We start from the raw sequence: 18348 nt of genomic DNA on the forward strand, positions 1-18348 counted from the left end.
AAATGGCTTCCAACACCTACAAAAACCCCGCCTCTACCAGATCCACTGGTAAGAGAAGTTTTTTTTCGCTGCTTGAGAGTTTTATCAATGTCGAGAAACTCTTTGATAATGGTCTGCCTATTCAGTTTTTGATGCCTTTGCTTTATGTGACGGTTCTTTGCATTTTTTATATTGGCAATCTTCATTTTGCCGAAAAAAACATCCGGAAAATTTCAAAACTACGTGTAGAAGTCGAAGACTTACGAGCAGATTATACTACGCTCAAGGCTGATTACATGTTCACCAGCAAGCAATCTGAAGTCGCAAAAAAGGCTGAGAAGATTGGTTTGGCTGAAAGTATCGATCCTCCATACAAAATCGTATTGCATGCCAATGACTAATAGGAAAACCATATTGCTACGCGTAAGGTTGGCCTACTTGGTCGTACTTCTTTTCTCTGGAGGGATCTTGTACAAGATCGCGCGCATACAGACCGTAGATGGGGGCAAGTGGAAGAAAAAAGCAGAGTCTATCGGGCTGCAGTACCGCAATGTCAAATCAACTAGAGGTAATATCTATTCGGACAACGAGAGTTTGCTCGCGACCTCTTTGCCATTTTATCGATTGGCTTTGGATCCGTCTATTGCTGAGGATAAAGTATACAAGTCGGGCATAGACAGTCTAGCATATCTGCTCGCTCGACACTTCAAAGATCAGTCGGCAAGGGAATACAAGCGAAAAATCAATGATGCGCGAATTGAGGGAAGGAGGTATCTCTGGCTCAGTCGCCAAAAAATAAATTACCTCGCTAAAAAAGAAATGGCAGATTGGCCCATCTTCAGGGAAGGGCGAATGAAAGGCGGGGTGTTGTTTGAGAAGGTGGATGAAAGATTTCACCCTTTTTCGTATTTGGGCTATAGGACCATCGGGACGACTGACGAGGACAATCGTGGCGTGGTGGGGTTGGAGTATAGTTTCAATAAATACCTCATGGGGCGCAATGGAAAGGCGCTGTATCAGAAGTTTTCGGGAGGTAGCTGGAAGCCTGTATTTGACGGGACAGAGGTCAAGCCTCAAAATGGATTGGATATCGTCTCTACGATCAATGTCGATTTGCAAGACGTAGCGGAATCAGCTCTCGTCAAGGCTCTCTACGCCAACGACGCAGATTACGGCTGTGTGGTAGTGATGGAAGTTGAGACGGGTGAGATCAAAGCCATGTCCAACCTCAGCAAAAACAGCAGAGGAGAGTATTGGGAAAACTACAATTATGCCGTAGGAGGTCAAGGGTCAAGAGAGCCTGGGTCGACGTTCAAGTTGGCTAGTATGATTGCTTTGTTTGAAGAGTCGCGTATTGGTCTGTTGGATTCTGTGGATACCGGAGACGGTGAGATGGCTTTTTACGACCAAGTGATGAAGGATCACAAGCCAGGAGGGTATGGAATGCTATCTGTCAAGGAGGTGTTTGAGAAGTCGTCCAATATCGGTACTGCTAAGTTGATAGTGGAGGAGTTTGGGGACAACCCGAAGAGATTTACTGATCTGCTTGGGCGTATGGGTTTGACCAAGCCACTTGGTTTTCAGATGATCGGAGAAGGCAAGCCTTACATCAAGACGCCTGAGGATTCGACTTGGTCAGGCGTGTCTTTGCCCTGGATGTCTCATGGCTATGAGTTGACCATGACACCTTTGCACACACTCACATTATATAATGCAGTCGCTAACCAAGGGAAGATGATTCAGCCTTTGATTGTCAAGCAGGTCAAAACGGCCGACAAGGTGGTCGAAGAGTTTGAGTCAAAGGTGATCAATCCGAAGATTTGCTCTGACATCACTCTGGTCAAGGTCAAAGAAATGCTGGAAGGTGTGGTGCAGAAAGGGACCGCCAACAATATCAGTGATTCGTACTACCAGATCGCGGGCAAAACGGGTACGGCAAAGCATGTCGTCAATGGTCGCTATACCAGTAAGTATTACACCTCATTCGCTGGGTATTTTCCTGCGGATAAGCCCAAGTATAGTGCCATCGTGGTGATAGACAACCCTAAGGGCTACAGGATATATGGTAGTGATGTAGCTGCGCCAGTGTTCAAAAACATCGCAGACAAGATTTACGCCATAGATATGGAGCTCAACAACCCGTTTGAGGGTCAAGAGGTCATGGCCGGTATATTTCCTGTGATCCGAGCAGGCAACCAAGAGGAACTCAAAAACATCTGCAATGAATTTGGGATTTCTAATCACCTCGAGGGTGAGGCTACTTGGACCAAAGCACGAATTTCCAACAATGCCATCGCTTGGAAACCTTTGGAGGTAAGCGACAATATAGTGCCTGACGTACGAGGAATGACACTCAAGGATGCTTTGTACATCCTAGAAAATAAGAATTTGGAAGTAGAATTTAGCGGTTTGGGTAGAGTGACTGATCAGTCCATCTTGCCGGGCAGCAGAATCGATGACAAACAACACATCGCATTAAAATTAGGTTAAGTGAAGCTACTTAGAGACATATTGTACAACGTGAAACTCACTTCGGTATCTGGTAACATGAATATCGATGTGACGGATGTATGCTTTGACTCGAGGCAAGTCCAGCCGGGTAGTCTGTTCGTGGCAGTGAAAGGGACACAGGTCGATGGTCATCAATACATCGATATTGCAATCCAAAAGGGAGCAGTAGCGATAGTCTGTGAGGACATGCCATTGTTGCCTGATCCGACGGTGACATACGTTGAGACGGCAGAGACACATATCGCTTTGGGAGTGGTAGCAGCCAACTTCTATGACAATCCATCGAAGAAGCTGAAGTTGATTGGTGTCACAGGGACGAACGGCAAGACTACTACGGTGACCTTGCTTTTCAAGCTTTTCAGATCTCTAGGGTATGATGTGGGTTTGCTCTCTACTGTGCAGAATCAAATCAACGAGCAAGTAATCCAGGCGAGTCACACTACTCCCGATCAGGTGTCACTCAATAGACTTCTTCGTGAGATGGTAGAAAAGAAGTGTCAAGTGGCTTTTATGGAGGTGAGTTCGCATGCCATAGACCAAGGTCGTATTGCAGGGCTGGAGTATGCAGGTGCAGTATTTATGAATATCAGTCATGATCACTTAGACTACCACAAGACCTTCGATAACTACATCCAAACCAAAAAGAAATTGTTTGATTTCTTGCCTTCGTCGGCTTTTGCTTTGGTCAACCTCGACGACAAGAGAGGTCAAATCATGCTTCAAAATACCAAAGCAAGACAGTTTGCTTTTGGTTTGAAGTTCATGACGGATTACAAGGCCAAGATCATCACCAATAGCTACCAGGGCTTGGAGCTAGATATCAACGGGCACAGTGTGTGGTTTCGTTTGATTGGCAAATTCAACGCATACAATTTGCTAGCCGCCTATGCTGTAGCAGATATCCTAGAGGAGGAATCTAGTGAGGTGCTGATGATGCTCTCGGGAATAGATACCGCTCCGGGCAGATTCGAAGCAGTGCATACCGAGAGTACCGTGCGTGCGATTGTCGATTATGCCCACACACCGGATGCATTAGAAAACGTTCTCCAAACGATCGATAGTCTCCGGTCTGGCAATGAAAAAGTGATCACAGTAGTGGGGTGCGGTGGAGATCGTGACAAAGAGAAACGTCCAGTGATGGCATCCATAGCTGCCAAGTGGAGTGACAAGGTGATTTTTACTGATGATAATCCACGCAGCGAAAACCCGGACAAAATCATCAAAGATATGTTGGGGGGGATTGGGCCGAGTTTTATCAAGAAAACTCTCGTCATCCGCGATAGGAAAGAAGCAATCAAGACCGCTTGTTCGATGGCGAACAGTGAAGATATTATTTTGGTAGCAGGCAAGGGGCATGAGAACTACCAAGAAATAGGAGGAGTCAGACATGCGTTTGACGACCGAGCGATAGTGAAGGAAATGTTAGAATTATTCAAAGATTAGAGGATGCTGTACTATCTATTTGATTATCTCGAAAACGAATTTAACCTGGCCGGAGCAGGGGTGTTTCAGTACATCTCGTTCAGAGCGGGCTTGGCGATAGCACTATCTCTTCTGATCACGATCTTCTTCGGTAAGAAAATCATCGAGATGCTTCAAAGACAGCAAATGGGAGAGACAATACGTGACCTTGGTCTACAAGGGCAGCTGGAGAAGAAAGGTACACCTACCATGGGAGGTATCATGATCATCTCTGCAATAGTGATCCCGACTTTGCTAGTGGCCAAGCTGGACAATATCTACGTGATTCTATTGATAGTGACGGCTTTATGGATGGGACTGATTGGCTTTTTGGATGACTATCTCAAGATCAAAAAGAAAAATAAAGAAGGCCTTTCGGGAAAGTTTAAAATCATTGGGCAAGTCGCCATTGGTTTGATCGTAGGGTTGACGATGGTGTTGCACGAGGATATTGGGGTTAGGAACTTTCCTAACGCTGCAGATACGACGATGAAATTTGAGGAGCGTTTTTCGGATTATGAGGATCAGGCGAGTACGATTACGACGATTCCTTTTGTGAAGAACAATGAGTTCGATTACGAGTGGCTTTTGCCAGACTTTTTAGACCCTTACACAGATGTACTGTACGTACTGGTCGTGATATTCATTGTGACAGCCGTGTCCAATGGGGCCAATATCACCGACGGGCTCGATGGTCTGGCTGCTGGGACTTCGGCGATCATTGGTATCGCATTGGCGATCCTGGCCTACGTGTCGGGCAACGTGATTTTTGCTGACTACCTCAATATCATGTACATCCCAGGGTCAGGAGAGACTGTGGTGTTTGCTCTGGCTTTTGTAGGGGCTTGTGTAGGATTTTTGTGGTACAACTCCTATCCAGCTCAGGTGTTTATGGGAGACACGGGGAGTTTGTCTCTTGGTGGTGTGATCGCTGTGATGGCCTTCATCATCCGAAAGGAACTGTTGATACCGGTATTGTGCGGGATCTTCGTGATAGAAAACTTATCGGTCATCATACAGGTGACCTATTTCCGATATACGAAAAAGAAATACGGTGAGGGTAGAAGGATCTTTTTGATGGCTCCTCTCCACCACCATTATCAGAAAAAGGGCATTCACGAGACGAAAATTGTGACCCGATTCTGGACCACAGGTATCCTGTTGGCGATTTTGACTTTGGCGACATTGAAATTGAGATAATTGAGTAAGCGTAGCATATATAACGTAGCAATATTGGGAAGCGGCGAAAGCGGCATGGGTGCAGTGCGCCTGGCTGTGAAGCAAGGCTTGTCTGTATTTCTGTCCGATGGTGGTGCTATCGCGGAAGAGAAAAAGATCGAACTCGCTGCATTGAGTGTGGCCTTCGAAGAAGGTGGGCATACACTCGATACGCTCTGTGTGTGTGTGGAGGTGATCAAGAGTCCAGGTATCCCGACGACTGCTGCGGTGATTTTAGGGGTTCGGGAAGCTGGTGTTCCTGTCATTTCTGAAATTGAATTTGCGAGCCGGTACACCACAGCCAAAATCGTCGGCATCACAGGTTCCAACGGCAAGACTACCACGACACTCTTGACGACTCATTTGTTGAGACATGCAGGGATAGACGTACAGTCGGCTGGCAATGTAGGCAACAGCTTTTCGGAGCTTGTGATGGAGCACAGTCCAGCGGTGATTGTACTCGAGTTGAGCAGTTTCCAATTGGATGATATCGTGACATTCCAACCCGATATTGCTGTATTGCTCAATGTGACGCCTGATCATCTAGATCGCTACCAGTACGACATGGCACGCTATGCAGCGGCCAAGTATCGCTTGTTTGAAAACATGACCGACGAGGGACTGGTGATTGCCAATACGGACGATGCATTGGTCGTTCAAGGTCTCACGCAGGTGAGCAGCCGAATCCAGCCCGTCTCGCTCCAAGAGCGTGTGTATGGAGGGGCTTATTTTGATATGGATCACCTCATATTTGATACCGAAAAGGATATTGAGATCATTCCTGCGGATGAATTGCCACTGATAGGAAAACACAACCACTACAACCAGATGATGGCTGTATTGGTAGCTATTGAGATGGGGGTGCCCTTTGGTGACTTGCTAGGAGGTTTGAGGACTTTCGTCAATGCTCCTCACCGACTCGAGAAGGTGGCGACTGTAGAGGGAGTGACTTTTATCAACGACTCCAAAGCGACGAATGTGGATGCAGTGTATTATGCGCTAGATGCCATGGAATCATCCGTCATCTGGATCGCTGGGGGAGTCAACAAAGGAAACGATTACAAACAGATCAGTGATTTGGTAAAAGACAAGGTCAAAGGCCTCGTCTGTATGGGAAAAGATAACGTGCATTTGACCGACGAATTTTCAGAGGTAGCTGCGGTGACAGAGGTACAGTCTGCATCGGAGGCTGTCGCACGAGCTTTTGACATGGCTCGGGCGGGAGATACTGTTTTGCTGTCACCTGCTTGTGCAAGTTTTGACCTGTTCAAAAACTATGAAGATCGAGGAGATCAGTTCAAGGCGGCGGTTTTGCAGCTGAAAGAAGTTCAATCCAAACGAATAAAGGCATGACATTGATAAAGGAATGGACCGATAAACATATAAAAGGGGATCCCGTGATTTGGTTGATCGTGATCGTGCTTTCAGTACTGAGTATTTTGGTGGTGTACAGTGCGACGGGTACCCTCGCGTACAATCGTATGGAAGGTAATACAGAGCACTACTTGATCAAGCATTCGCTATTGGTGATGCTGAGCTGGGTAGCCATGTGGTTTGCACACAAGATTGACTATAGGTACTATTCCAAACTCTCAAGGTTGGCATTGTGGATTTCTGTTCCGTTACTTTTTGTTACTTGGAAGTTTGGGATGAATATCAATGATGCATCGCGTTGGATTACAGTGCCTTTCATCAATCAAGCATTCCAACCGTCTGATTTGGCCAAGTTTGCTTTGATTGTGACACTGGCTTCCATGTTGGCCAAGCGCCAAGAAAATATTGATAATTTCAAGGAATCACTCGTCCCTATGCTACTGTGGATCGGGGTGATTTGTGGTTTGATAGCGATGACCAATTTGTCAAGTGCAGCCTTGATTTTCGTGACCTGCATGCTCGTGATGTTCATTGGACGTGTGCCTGTCAAGTACCTAGCGATGCTTGTACTGATCGGAGTGATTGCAGGAGCTACAGCTTTGGCACTCGGACAGAGAGCTGGGACAGCGGTGAGTCGTATCGAGTCCTTTTTGTCAGAAGACGATATTCCTTTTCAGGCTGAGCAGTCCTACATCGCGATTGCCAACGGAGGCTTGGTACGCTTTGCACCGGGCAAGAGTCAGCAGAAGAATTTTTTACCGCATCCGTATTCGGATTTTATCTACGCGATCATCATCGAAGAATACGGTATGCTTGGAGGCGCTGTGGTTTTGTTTTTATACCTCGCGCTGCTGTATCGAGGGATGAGGATGGTGTCGTTGAGTGAAAAAACGTACGGAGGCTTGTTGGCTGCTGGACTGAGTTTTGCGCTGGTCGTACAGGCTTTGGTCAATATGGCTGTAGCTGTCGGTTTGGTACCGATCACAGGGTTGACCTTGCCATTGGTCAGTATGGGAGGTACTTCGCAGCTGTTTGTCGGAGTGGCGATAGGGATCATCCTGAGCGTGAGTAGAGGAGAGCTCGAAGAGACGAATAGCAGTGCACCAGCGGGCAATCAAGTGAGAAAAGGAAATTTAGAATTAGCTTAATGTCAGAGGAAAGAACATACCGCATCATGATCAGTGGAGGAGGGACAGGTGGACACATCTATCCTGCGATTTCTATTGCCAATGCATTGAAAGCACAGCACCCTGGCACAGAGTTTCTCTTCGTAGGAGCAAAGGGCCGCATGGAGATGGAGAAAGTGCCGGAGGCAGGGTATGCGATCGTTGGTCTGTGGATCAGCGGTTTGCAGCGTAGCTTGCGCCTGAGCAACCTTATGTTCCCCTTGAAGGTTCTTGTGAGTATTTGGAAGTCATTCTCGCTGTTGCGAAAATTCAAGCCAGATGTAGTGGTGGGAGTGGGAGGATATGCCAGCGGACCGCTATTGTTTGCGGCAGCCAAAAAGGGGATACCGACACTGATCCAGGAGCAAAACGGCTATGCAGGATTGACCAACAAGCTACTTGCCAAGCGTGCAAATAAGATTTGTGTAGCCTATGAAGGAATGTCGCGCTTTTTTCCAAAGGATCGAATCATCGAAACGGGTAATCCAGTACGAAATGATATCCTCGAAGTGAATTCCAAAAGAGCTGCAGGCATGGCTCACTTTGGATTGGATGCTGCGAAAAAGACGCTGTTGATCATTGGTGGTAGCCTGGGGGCACGCACCATCAACAATGCCATCGCAGAAGGTACGCAGCAGTTGTTGGACGAAGGGTTCCAGGTATTATGGCAGACTGGCAAACTCTATATCAATGAAATGGAGAGACGAACTGCCGAGCAGGGGTCCGACGGTTTGAAGGTATTGCCTTTCATCAAAGAAATGGATTTGGCCTATGCGGTAGCAGATGTGATCATCTCACGGGCAGGAGCCTCGTCTATCTCCGAGTTGTGTCTAGTTGCTAAGCCAGTGATATTTGTGCCATCACCCAATGTCGCCGAAGACCATCAGACTAAAAATGCTTTGGCCATGGTCTCCAAAGAGGCTGCGGAGCACGTCTCAGATGACGAAGCACCTGCGCACCTAGTCAAAGAAGCAATCTCACTGCTCAAAGATGAGTCGAGACAGAAACTATTGACCGAAAACTTGAAACCCTTGGGTAAGCCCAATGCAGCCATAGATATCGCAAACGAAATCATTGATTTGATCAAAAAATGAAGTTAGAAGAAGTACATAGCGTTTATTTTCTCGGAATTGGAGGGATCGGTATGAGTGCCATCGCACGATGGTTTCATGCCAATGGATTCGCTGTGTCTGGCTATGACAAGACTACTACGGTGTTGACTCAGCGTCTAGAAGCCGAGGGGATTGCGATTCATTATACTGATGATGTCGCACAGATCCCCGCACGCGTCCTAGAGGACCAAAAGGGCAGTTTGATCATTTATACCCCCGCTATACCTAAGGATTTGCAGGAGTTGAATTATTTTCAAAATCACTCCTATGAGTTGTACAAGAGATCGCAGGTGTTGGGGATGTTGACCCAGTCCAAGTTTACGATCGCTGTGGCTGGGACACATGGCAAAACCACGACATCATCGATGGTGGCACATTTGCTCAAATCGGTAGGTGTGGATTGTTCTGCATTTGTCGGAGGGATCATGACCAATTATGATTCGAATCTACTCATTGGCAAAAATGATGACGTGATGGTAGTCGAGGCAGATGAGTTCGATCGTTCGTTTTTGACATTGCACCCAGATATCGCCATCATCACTGCGACGGATGCAGATCACTTGGACATCTATGGCGACAGAGATGCACTCAAGGATTCCTTTCGGGAGTTTATCAAAAACATCAAAGAGCAAGGAATCCTCTTCGTAGAGGAAAAAGTAGCTGCTGATCTGGAAGTGCAGCAGCTTAGCAATATTTCCGTAGTGACCTATGGTTTGAAAAATGGAGAAGTTCATGCAGAAAATTTGACCATTGAGGACGGGGACTTCTGTTTTGATTATCAGTCAGCAGGACGCACAATCCAAGGATTGAGGCTGTCTATGTCTGGTTTTCACAATGTATCCAATGCATTGGCAGCTGTGTCTGCTGTGTCAGGGTTTGACTCAGCCAATGCCAAAATTCAAGCAGGGATCGCGTCATACCAAGGAGTCAAGAGAAGATTTGAATACATCATCAAGACGGAAAATTGTGTGTTTATTGATGATTATGCTCATCATCCTGAGGAGATCAAGGCATTGCTGGAGTCAGTACGAGCGATCTATCCTGACAAACAGATGACAGTCATTTTTCAACCGCATCTTTTTACGCGAACGCGGGACTTTGTGGATGGTTTTGCAGAGAGTTTGTCGTTGGCAGATCAAGTGGTGCTGTTGGATATCTACCCCGCACGCGAACTGCCGATTGAGGGGGTCACCTCAGCGGTGATCAAGGAAAAACTGACCGTGGAAAACGTGTACTCCTATCAGAAGGAGGACGTGATGGCATTCTTTGATACAAACAGCCCAGAACTGGTATTGACGGTAGGGGCTGGAGATATAGATACATTGGTACAGCCCATTCAATATAAACTGCAAGCGAGATGAATGCGATGAACATAGCGTTGAGCAAAATAGGGAAGCCGTTTCGGTATGGCTTGGTTGTCGTCGGCTTGATGGTGATTATTGGGTTTACGAGTACGAGACATAGCGACCGATACATCAGCGATGTGGTGATCTCGGTGGACAATCAGTACGAAAATTATTTTATCGATCAGCAGGATGTCTTGGCACTGATCAACGCTGCGGGGAGAGATTACTTACTCAATAGCGATATAGGTGCTCTGGATCTCAAAGAACTGGAGCAGCGTATCGAGACGCATCAGTTCGTCGAGGATGCACAGGCATATCTGGATGTCAGAGGCAATTTGTCTATCGATGTGAAGCAAAATCGACCCATTGCACGGATCATCAATCCACGCGGCAAGGACTACTACATTGGAACCAAAGGAGACGTGCTGCCAGAATCGGAGCACTATACAGCGAGAGTGTTGCTTGTAGAGCTAGAAGATGAATATTGGTTGTCGGAGTTCAATATCAAGGATTCCAAAGGAGGAGAGCAGGTGTTTGGGCTACTAGAGTACTTGGTGCATGATGAGTTTTGGAATACGCAGATCGCTGGGATGAAAATCCAAAGGAACCAAGATATCGTGCTGTATCCGCAGGTCACCAAACAGGAGGTTGAGTTTGGCAAGGCCGAAGAAATAGAAAGTAAGTTCAGGAGGTTGAAAACCTTCTACAAGAAGATTCTGCCCTATAAGGGTTGGAATACATATAAATCAGTGAATCTGAAATACAAGGATCAAATAGTCTGTAAACAATAAATGGTATGGAAAACAACGACATTATCGTAGGTCTTGACATAGGTACAACGAAGATTTGTGCCATCGTCGGTAGAAAAAATGAGTTTGGCAAATTGGAAGTTTTGGGTATGGGGAAAGCGGTATCGGATGGTGTCATCCGTGGTATCGTGACCAACATCGATAAAACCATCAATGCTATCAAAAAGGCAGTGTCTGAAGCTGAAGAGCAATCCGGCATTGATATCGGAGTGGTCAACGTCGGTATCGCGGGACAGCATATCCGTAGTTCGGTACATCATGGATCGATCATCAGACATTCGTCGGATGATGAGATTACCATAGAGGACGTGAGTCGACTGACCAATGACATGTACAAGATTGTGATTCCTCCAGGGAGTGAGATTATCCATGTGATGCCACAGGACTATATCGTAGACTATGAGGCAGGGATCAAAGATCCAGTCGGTATGTCAGGCGTGCGTTTAGAGGCAGATTTTCATGTGATCACGGCACAAACCAATGCGATTCAAAACATCAACAAGTGTGTGAGACGGGCAGGGCTGGAGATTGACAACCTCGTGTTGGAACCTCTAGCATCTAGCCTATCTGTACTCAGTGAAGAAGAAAAAGAAGCCGGAGTATGTTTGGTGGATATTGGAGGCGGTACTACAGACATCGCGATATTCCACGAAAGCATCATTCGTCATACCTCTGTGATACCATTCGGAGGCAATATCATCACATCAGACATCAAAGACGGGTGCAATGTACTCAATCATCAGGCTGAAATATTGAAGACCAAATTTGGTCAGGCACTTTCTGAGATGGCCAACGACAATGAAGTCGTATCTATCCCTGGGTTGAAAAACCGTGACCCTAAAGAGATCTCTGTAAAGAACCTTGCTCGAATTATCGAAGCGAGAATGGAAGAGATCATTGAGATGGTCCATACCAAAGTGATCACCAGTGGTTATGAAAACAAACTCGCTGGAGGGATTGTGATCACCGGTGGTGGTTCGCAGTTGGTGTCGATCAAGCAGTTGTTTGAATACATGACAGGACTAGATGCGAGGATCGGATTTCCAAACGAGCACCTAGGCAAGAGTAAAATCGAGAGTATCAAGACGCCAATGTACGCGACTTCAGTGGGATTGGTGTTGTGTGGTTTCAAGGCACTAGATGACCGAGACAACCGATTCATCATGCTCGATGACACAGCTATCAAGAGCTATGAGCGTAGAAAACAAGGAGAGCCAGGATCTGACAATATTTTCAAGAAGATATTGGAGAAAACCAAAGGTATCCTCATTGATGATTTCGAAGAAAGAAAATAATACAGCTGGACATTGCAAGGCTCAACAATGCAGTGTTATCCATCAGCTGACTACTTAAATCAATTGACAGAATTAAACTTTAAAAACATGACAGAAGGAAGTTTTAAATTTGATTTGCCTACACACCACAAATCGATCATCAAGGTGATTGGTGTAGGCGGAGGCGGTAGCAATGCCGTCAACCATATGCATAACCAAGGCATCACAGGTGTAGAATTCATCGTGTGCAATACGGATTCACAAGCGCTCAATGTGAGTCCAATTCCAAACAAACTCCAAATAGGAGTCAACCTCACCGAGGGACTTGGAGCAGGAGCCAACCCTGAAAAGGGGAAGCACGCTGCATTGGAGAACAAAGAAGAAATTAGAAATATGCTCAATGAGGATACCAAGATGGTATTCATCACGGCAGGTATGGGTGGAGGTACTGGTACAGGTGCTGCGCCTGTCATCGCTCAGGTATCCAAAGAGCTCGGTATACTCACCGTAGGTATCGTGACAGTGCCATTCAAGTTCGAAGGAAAGAAAAAAATGCGTCAGGCGATGGAAGGGGTCAACTCACTCAAAGCCAATTGTGACACTGTACTGGTCATACTCAATGACAAGTTGCTCGAAGCGTTTGGTAATCTATCACTCAATCAGGCATTTGCACAAGCTGACAATGTCTTGACTACTGCGGCCAAAGGGATCGCAGAGATCATCACTGTACCAGGGTATGTCAATGTCGATTTCGAAGACGTAAAGACAGTCATGAAAGACAGCGGAGGAGCGGTCATGGGGTCCGCAGAGACCTCTGGAGAGAGTCGTGCGATCCGTGCGATCGAGGAGGCCATCAACTCCCCGTTACTCAACAACCAAAATATTGAAGGAGCTGATAAGATCCTCTTGTCGATCATCTCTGGTGATCAGGCCGAATTGAAGATGGACGAATTGACGGAGATTACCGATTTTATGCAAGACATCGCAGGAGATGAAGCAGAGGTGATCTTTGGTCATGGTGTCGACGCTTCGTTGGGTGATAGCATTCGTGTGACGATCATTGCGACAGGATTCGAGCAAGCTAAGAATGGTCAAATTGAAATCCCCGCAGCAGCACCTACTGCGACGGAGACTACTCAGCCTCTACAGTCAGCACCTCCCGTAGCGCAAGCACCCGCACAGCCTCAAGTTCAAGCTGCTCCTGAGGAGACAGAGAAGAAAGTATACGAATTGGAGAGAGACGAACAACAGCAGCAATTTGAGTTGTTTTCTGGAGAGACGAGAGCACAGCAAAGTCGTGAAGACCGATTTGAAGAGGATTTTCAGTTGAAAATGAAGTCATTTCAATTTGAGAAGCCTGAGCGTAGAGAAGAGCCAGAGACATTTTATCGTTCGAATGAGCAACCATCTCCTCAACCAAAGCAAGAAGATCCTTTTGAAATGGAGATGAGGGAGTTGTTTATGAAGTCGAAGCAGATCGCTCAGCAAGATCCAGGAGATGAACCTCTAGAGGAACTCGACGGGATGGCACATCCACCATCTCGCAAAATCCTACTCATGGAGCAGTCTGAAGAGCGTCGCAAAAAACTCAACGGATTGAATGACAATCAGGAGACTGTCGATACCTCTTCGTTCAAAGAGAAGTTTGAGGTGCCTGCGTATCAGCGTAAGCAAGTTGATTTGAAGAATGTGCCCCTTTCGTCTGAAAGTTTCGTCTCCAAGTTTAGCCTCAATGAAGACCACCAGCTAGGTGGCAACAAGTTTTTGCATGACAATGTAGACTAACGTTAGGAGCTAAAAGTAAAAAGTGGCTGGTGATCTAAGGATTGCTGTGCTTTCACTTCGAGCTTTTAACCTAAAACTTCAGAAGTTTATCCACGTGCTCTTCGAGCTGCTGGGTATAGGTCTGAACGTTTATTTTCTGTCAAGTTTTCTTCTATGCGGGATAGTTTGGGCTTTTGAGCGAGCACATACTTCCCGCCATAGTTGAAAATCCATCTGATACTATCGTGATAGATTTTCTTATTTTGTCGAATCATCTGCCTCTAGGCTGAGGACAAATAGTCCTGACTCGAAACGAATGGATTGGCATGTGCCCTGTAGGTCTACGGTCTGTCCCATGGCGTGGTAGGCTACATCTGGATTGTCGGTGAGTTGTGTGACGAACAAACGAATGAGTTCGTGACTCATCGTGTTTTCCTTGGGTGCGCGTTGATGAATGTATACCACTTCATAGCCATTGTCTACTTTTTTCACTTCATGGACACTCATTTTCCAGTTGATTTGCTTTCCTTTTAGGATGTCTTCAAACCACTGTTTGCCCATAGCAGCCGTCGCGTTATTGTATAGTACGACATTGGTTTCTACGCCATAAAAGAACCATTCTTGCGCACGTTGTACGGTTTTAGGATCAGAGAGCTCGTTTTTGAGCTCTTCTATGAAATGGTTGGCCAAGCGATGCTCTTTGGCACTATGGTCTTCTTCCATGACATTTTTCCAGAGCCCACTATTGGATTGATAATACTGGACATCAACCAATCTAGCCAATTCTGCTCCATGCTCCAGCCGGATGCTCCACAGGCCGTGGTATCGTCTGCCGCTGTGTTTGTAGTCGTAGTATCCAGAGAGTATCTCCTCTCCTCCGTAGTTGATTCTGAGTACATCTACGTTGTATTTTTCTTTGAGGAGGAGTGCTGCGACGGGCAGACCTTCTTCACGACGTATGCCGTGGGGTGTGGTTTGACCCCATGCGGGGAAAAGCAAAGCTAGGAGTGGGATGAGTAAGAGATTCTTCATAGTCGGAGCATTCATAGTCAAGTATACAATATAATCGCTATGCATGACATGACGGTGCCTTTTTCAGGATTTAGCTCTCCTCATCATGGTAGAGCACTAGGCTCGTATGGATTAGAATATCAACAGCTTTTCTACCTGTTCTTCGAGGAGGCTATGGTAGAGTTTGGAGAGTTTGTTTTCACTGAGATTGTCCTCAATGCGGGCGAGTTTGGGTTTTTGAGCGAGGACGTGCATGCCACAGTAGTTGAAGATGTCAGTGAGATGGCTAAGGGCCAATCCTGCGCCTTGAACCCCAGAGGATAGACCTACTAGAGCGGCTTTTTTGTCTCGAAACGCATGAGGGTATTGCATCCCGTCAATGAAGGCCTTCAACACGCCTGGGAAAGAGCCGTTGTATTCAGGCACGACGAATATCATTTTTTGCGACTGCATGATCAATTCTCTAAACGGATTGAAAAGCTCATTTTTTCCTGAATTTTCGTAGAGAGCTGTGGTGACAAAGTCCGCAGGCAGGTCTTCCAAATAAATTACTTCAGCTTTTTGTCCTTTGTCCTGCAGGATAGACTGATAGATGTGTGCAATCTTTTTTGAGACAGAGTTTTTGCGATTGGTGCCACTGATGATAGTAATCATGATGTTTTGTTCTTTGGTTACCCTTGATCCAACGGTTAGACTTGAGTAGGGGCCGTGGGATTTGATGGGTCTTTTAGATATGCAGATCGACGAAATTGATTAATTATTGGGTCGACACTGGTGTCTCGAAGAGTGCCTTGAATTCTGCATAGGTCATCCCATAAGTGCTATCATCACTGAGATGGGTGTCACAGCCTTCCTCATTTGCTTTGCTGTTGATGTCGGCAATGCGGTTGTCTGGGCTCGGGTGTGTGCTGAGAAACTCCAAGTTGTCAGAGGTCATGCCATCTTCTTGCAGTTTTTCAAAAAATGCTGCTGCGCCGTTGCAGGCATAGTCAGTGTGTGCGAGGTATTCGACAGAGCGATCGTCGGACTCTGACTCATGACTTCTAGAAAATTTCAAAGCAGCCAACCCATTGGCATATCCAGCCGCTATTTCAGCCAGCTGGCTTGATTCATCGCCCAGTAGGATACTGAGTAGTATACCTACACCATATTGTTTTTGTAGCGATCTACTGCTGTGCCTCAAATCAGCGTGTGCGATCTCGTGCCCCATGACACCTGCGAGATCATCGATATTGTCGAGATATTTGATCAGCCCTGTGTAGACATAGATGTATCCGCCTGGTGTACAAAAGGCATTGAGTACATCTTGATCGATGAGGTGTACTTCCCAAGCAAACTCGCTTTTGTACTGCACTTGGCCTGAGTTCAAAATCTCGTCAGTCATGGCGCGTAGGTAGGCATAGGCCTCTTCATTGCCTTCTTCGGGGAGGAGAGGGTAGTTGTCTGGATCCGCAGCGATTTGTTCTGAAACTTGTAAGCCCAGTTCTTGGTCATTGGCTACCGAAAACAAGGAGATGTTGTTGTTTTTGTCACAGGAGGTTAGTACCGATGCAAGGGTACACAGTAGGAGTGCATGACGCACTAGAGTAGAAAAATTCATGACAATTTGATTTATAGTTTCAGCAAATCTAGCACTTCTGAGTAATTAGGGGTGTCATAGTAGTGCCATTTTCCTTTCACCGTACCGTTTTGGAGTAGCCAGAGGCCGGGGTTGGATCGTGTGATGGTCTTCAATACTGTCGCATCTGTGTAGTAATACGGAAGGTCTATATGGTGCTCCGCTGCGAATGCGTCGTAGGTAGCCGCCGCTGAGGCCGTCAAGACATAGACGTCTATTTTCCCATGTAGAGCTTGGGCCAGTGTATTGATGTCATTGAGACACTCCACATTGGATTTGCTCACATCGTAGAGGATGATGAAAAGCTTGTTGCCCTTCAATATTTCTTCCGTGTAGTCTCCTTCATCGTTCCACACGGCGAAATCCGTAATCTTTGGCCCTGCTTCTGGATTGACATGAGTCATCGATACAAAGGTGTAGGATTTGTCTGTGGGGTATTCGTTGAATGTATACTGCTTGCCGTCTTTCTCTACAACATACTCGTAGATGAAATCCGCAGAAGGTTTCATGTTCGTTGCGATGTTGTCACCAATCTTGTAGGCTCGAAAATCAATGAAGGGCAGGTGGTTGATGGCGATGACTGCTAGGAGTAGCATCAATACACTGGCTGATCCGATGGCTGCATGTTCTGCCATGGTAGCGTTTCGTTTGTTGCCTCTGTCCAGTACGATGATGCCGACGATCAGCAGGAGTAGCACAATGTCTTTGGTGAAGGATTCCCACGGAGTGAGCTTGATAGCATCTCCGAAGCAGCCACAATCTGTCACCGTGTTGGTGATGGCAGAGTATCCGGTCAAAAACGTAAAGAAGATGATCAGTCCAAGGATGGTGTATTGCGTCAATTTCGGTTGGTAGTTGACGATGAGTGCGATGCCTAACACGACTTCTAATATGACCAAGATTACTGCTAGCGGTAGGGCTATTGGCACGAACAGATGAAAGAATTCAGCAAACTGCACGGAGAACACTTCAAAGTATTCTTCTAGTTTGATGGAGGTACCCACAGGGTCGTTGATTTTGATCAGACCAGAAAAAATGAATAGCCCTCCGACGAGGAATTTCAATACGGTATTGATGTGTTTTAGATTCATAGCTTGAATTGTTGTGCTGTGTTAGTACGGCTTTCAGGTGCTTTGTGTTGAGCTACTTGCCCAACAGGATCAAGCAAAATACTGAATAATTGATCATGTCTTGGTAGTTGGCATCTACGCCTTCAGAGATGAGGGTTTTGCCTTGGTTGTCTTCGATTTGCTTGGTACGCAGGATTTTCATGAGAATGATGTCGGTCATGGAGGAGACACGCATGTCGCGCCATGCTTCGCCATAGTCGTGGTTTTTATTCATGAGCAAGTGCATGGTACTGTCGGCGATCTGGTCGTAGCGTGGTTCGAGTTCTTCGTAAGGGATCTCCAAGCGCTGTTCGTCCTGGGAGTCGAGCTGGATGATTGCCATGATGCAGTAGTTGATGATGGCGATGAACTCCCCTCGAATATCTTCTTGGATTTTCTGCTCACCTTTTTCTTGAATCGATCGGATTCTTTTGGCTTTGATAAATATCTGGTCGGTCAGAGAGGAGCTGCGAAGTATTCGCCAGGCCGTACCATAGTCCTTGGTTTTCTTTTCAAAAATATCTTTACAAGCCTTGATAACTTCTCTATATTCGCTTACTGTTTGTTCTTCCAATTATCCGTGATTTTCTACGTTC

The 18348-nt window shown here is 46.3% G+C and carries 16 protein-coding genes; 11 read left to right on the forward strand and 5 right to left on the reverse strand.

Translation table 11 applies throughout. The annotated features are described in order from the left end of the window. Positions 1–2: 2 nt before the first annotated feature. The 11 genes from BFP72_RS02800 to ftsZ all read left to right on the forward strand — a co-directional run bounded on the left by BFP72_RS02800 (position 3) and on the right by ftsZ (position 14035). On the forward strand, positions 3–380 hold the full coding sequence (locus tag BFP72_RS02800; RefSeq protein ID WP_099597658.1) for an FtsL-like putative cell division protein: 378 nt from the start codon (positions 3–5) through the stop codon (positions 378–380). After that, complete coding sequence (locus BFP72_RS02805; protein ID WP_099597659.1) at positions 373–2469, forward strand: penicillin-binding protein; 2097 nt, start codon at positions 373–375, stop codon at positions 2467–2469. Before BFP72_RS02800 ends, BFP72_RS02805 begins: the two co-directional genes overlap by 8 nt. Then, positions 2470–3933, forward strand: coding sequence for a UDP-N-acetylmuramoyl-L-alanyl-D-glutamate--2,6-diaminopimelate ligase (locus BFP72_RS02810; RefSeq protein ID WP_099597660.1), 1464 nt, complete (start codon positions 2470–2472; stop codon positions 3931–3933). A 3-nt stretch (positions 3934–3936) separates the two neighbouring features. Next, positions 3937–5151, forward strand: coding sequence for a phospho-N-acetylmuramoyl-pentapeptide-transferase (mraY, locus tag BFP72_RS02815; RefSeq protein ID WP_099597661.1), 1215 nt, complete (start codon positions 3937–3939; stop codon positions 5149–5151). Then, positions 5152–6522 carry a UDP-N-acetylmuramoyl-L-alanine--D-glutamate ligase gene (gene murD / locus BFP72_RS02820; protein ID WP_221406460.1) on the forward strand — a complete coding sequence of 457 codons (1371 nt, stop codon included), beginning with the start codon at positions 5152–5154 and terminating at the stop codon, positions 6520–6522. Next, entirely contained in the window at positions 6519–7691 is a 1173-nt protein-coding gene (locus tag BFP72_RS02825) for an FtsW/RodA/SpoVE family cell cycle protein (RefSeq protein ID WP_099597663.1), read from the forward strand. Before murD ends, BFP72_RS02825 begins: the two co-directional genes overlap by 4 nt. Beyond that, entirely contained in the window at positions 7691–8803 is a 1113-nt protein-coding gene (gene murG, locus BFP72_RS02830) for an undecaprenyldiphospho-muramoylpentapeptide beta-N-acetylglucosaminyltransferase (RefSeq protein ID WP_255397145.1), read from the forward strand. Before BFP72_RS02825 ends, murG begins: the two co-directional genes overlap by 1 nt. Next, positions 8800–10182: a UDP-N-acetylmuramate--L-alanine ligase gene (gene murC / locus BFP72_RS02835; protein ID WP_099597664.1), complete on the forward strand. Its 1383-nt coding sequence runs from the start codon at positions 8800–8802 to the stop codon at positions 10180–10182. The genes murG and murC overlap by 4 nt, the downstream gene beginning before the upstream one ends. Continuing rightward, on the forward strand, positions 10179–10958 hold the full coding sequence (locus BFP72_RS02840; protein WP_099597665.1) for a cell division protein FtsQ/DivIB: 780 nt from the start codon (positions 10179–10181) through the stop codon (positions 10956–10958). The genes murC and BFP72_RS02840 overlap by 4 nt, the downstream gene beginning before the upstream one ends. A gap of 5 nt (positions 10959–10963) precedes the next feature. After that, entirely contained in the window at positions 10964–12271 is a 1308-nt protein-coding gene (gene ftsA, locus BFP72_RS02845; protein WP_099597666.1) for a cell division protein FtsA, read from the forward strand. Between the two features lie 87 nt (positions 12272–12358). Further along, a complete protein-coding gene (gene ftsZ, locus BFP72_RS02850) occupies positions 12359–14035 on the forward strand; it encodes a cell division protein FtsZ (RefSeq protein ID WP_099597667.1) in 1677 nt (558 codons plus the stop codon). A gap of 237 nt (positions 14036–14272) precedes the next feature. Here the strand turns inward: ftsZ and BFP72_RS02855 are convergent, their stop codons facing one another. From BFP72_RS02855 to BFP72_RS02875, 5 genes are all read right to left on the reverse strand, one after another. Next, complete coding sequence (locus BFP72_RS02855) at positions 14273–15046, reverse strand: hypothetical protein (protein ID WP_099597668.1); 774 nt, start codon at positions 15044–15046, stop codon at positions 14273–14275. 111 nt (positions 15047–15157) lie between these two features. After that, positions 15158–15679: an NADPH-dependent FMN reductase gene (locus tag BFP72_RS02860; protein WP_099597669.1), complete on the reverse strand. Its 522-nt coding sequence runs from the start codon at positions 15677–15679 to the stop codon at positions 15158–15160. Positions 15680–15782: 103 nt separating this feature from the next. Continuing rightward, on the reverse strand, positions 15783–16625 hold the full coding sequence (locus BFP72_RS02865; RefSeq protein ID WP_099597670.1) for a M48 family metalloprotease: 843 nt from the start codon (positions 16623–16625) through the stop codon (positions 15783–15785). An 11-nt stretch (positions 16626–16636) separates the two neighbouring features. Then, positions 16637–17734: a BT_3928 family protein gene (locus BFP72_RS02870; RefSeq protein ID WP_099597671.1), complete on the reverse strand. Its 1098-nt coding sequence runs from the start codon at positions 17732–17734 to the stop codon at positions 16637–16639. 52 nt (positions 17735–17786) lie between these two features. Then, positions 17787–18326 (reverse strand): DUF1599 domain-containing protein, encoded by a 540-nt coding sequence (locus BFP72_RS02875; protein WP_099597672.1) that lies wholly within the window; start codon positions 18324–18326, stop codon positions 17787–17789. Positions 18327–18348 lie beyond the last annotated feature (22 nt).

The sequence above is a fragment of the Reichenbachiella sp. 5M10 genome (genome assembly GCF_002742335.1).
Classification (GTDB): domain Bacteria; phylum Bacteroidota; class Bacteroidia; order Cytophagales; family Cyclobacteriaceae; genus Reichenbachiella.

Bases quoted from the DNA above. Each gene is read 5' to 3' on its own strand.
- BFP72_RS02800 (WP_099597658.1), top strand. From the start codon at position 3: ATGGCTTCCAACACCTACAAAAACCCCGCCTCTACCAGATCCACTGGT.
- BFP72_RS02805 (WP_099597659.1), top strand. From the start codon at position 373: ATGACTAATAGGAAAACCATATTGCTACGCGTAAGGTTGGCCTACTTG.
- mraY (WP_099597661.1), top strand. From the start codon at position 3,937: ATGCTGTACTATCTATTTGATTATCTCGAAAACGAATTTAACCTGGCC.
- BFP72_RS02825 (WP_099597663.1), top strand. From the start codon at position 6,519: ATGACATTGATAAAGGAATGGACCGATAAACATATAAAAGGGGATCCC.
- murG (WP_255397145.1), top strand. From the start codon at position 7,691: ATGTCAGAGGAAAGAACATACCGCATCATGATCAGTGGAGGAGGGACA.
- murC (WP_099597664.1), top strand. From the start codon at position 8,800: ATGAAGTTAGAAGAAGTACATAGCGTTTATTTTCTCGGAATTGGAGGG.
- BFP72_RS02840 (WP_099597665.1), top strand. From the start codon at position 10,179: ATGAATGCGATGAACATAGCGTTGAGCAAAATAGGGAAGCCGTTTCGG.
- ftsA (WP_099597666.1), top strand. From the start codon at position 10,964: ATGGAAAACAACGACATTATCGTAGGTCTTGACATAGGTACAACGAAG.
- ftsZ (WP_099597667.1), top strand. From the start codon at position 12,359: ATGACAGAAGGAAGTTTTAAATTTGATTTGCCTACACACCACAAATCG.
- BFP72_RS02855 (WP_099597668.1), bottom strand. From the start codon at position 15,046: ATGAAGAATCTCTTACTCATCCCACTCCTAGCTTTGCTTTTCCCCGCA.
- BFP72_RS02860 (WP_099597669.1), bottom strand. From the start codon at position 15,679: ATGATTACTATCATCAGTGGCACCAATCGCAAAAACTCTGTCTCAAAA.
- BFP72_RS02865 (WP_099597670.1), bottom strand. From the start codon at position 16,625: ATGAATTTTTCTACTCTAGTGCGTCATGCACTCCTACTGTGTACCCTT.
- BFP72_RS02870 (WP_099597671.1), bottom strand. From the start codon at position 17,734: ATGAATCTAAAACACATCAATACCGTATTGAAATTCCTCGTCGGAGGG.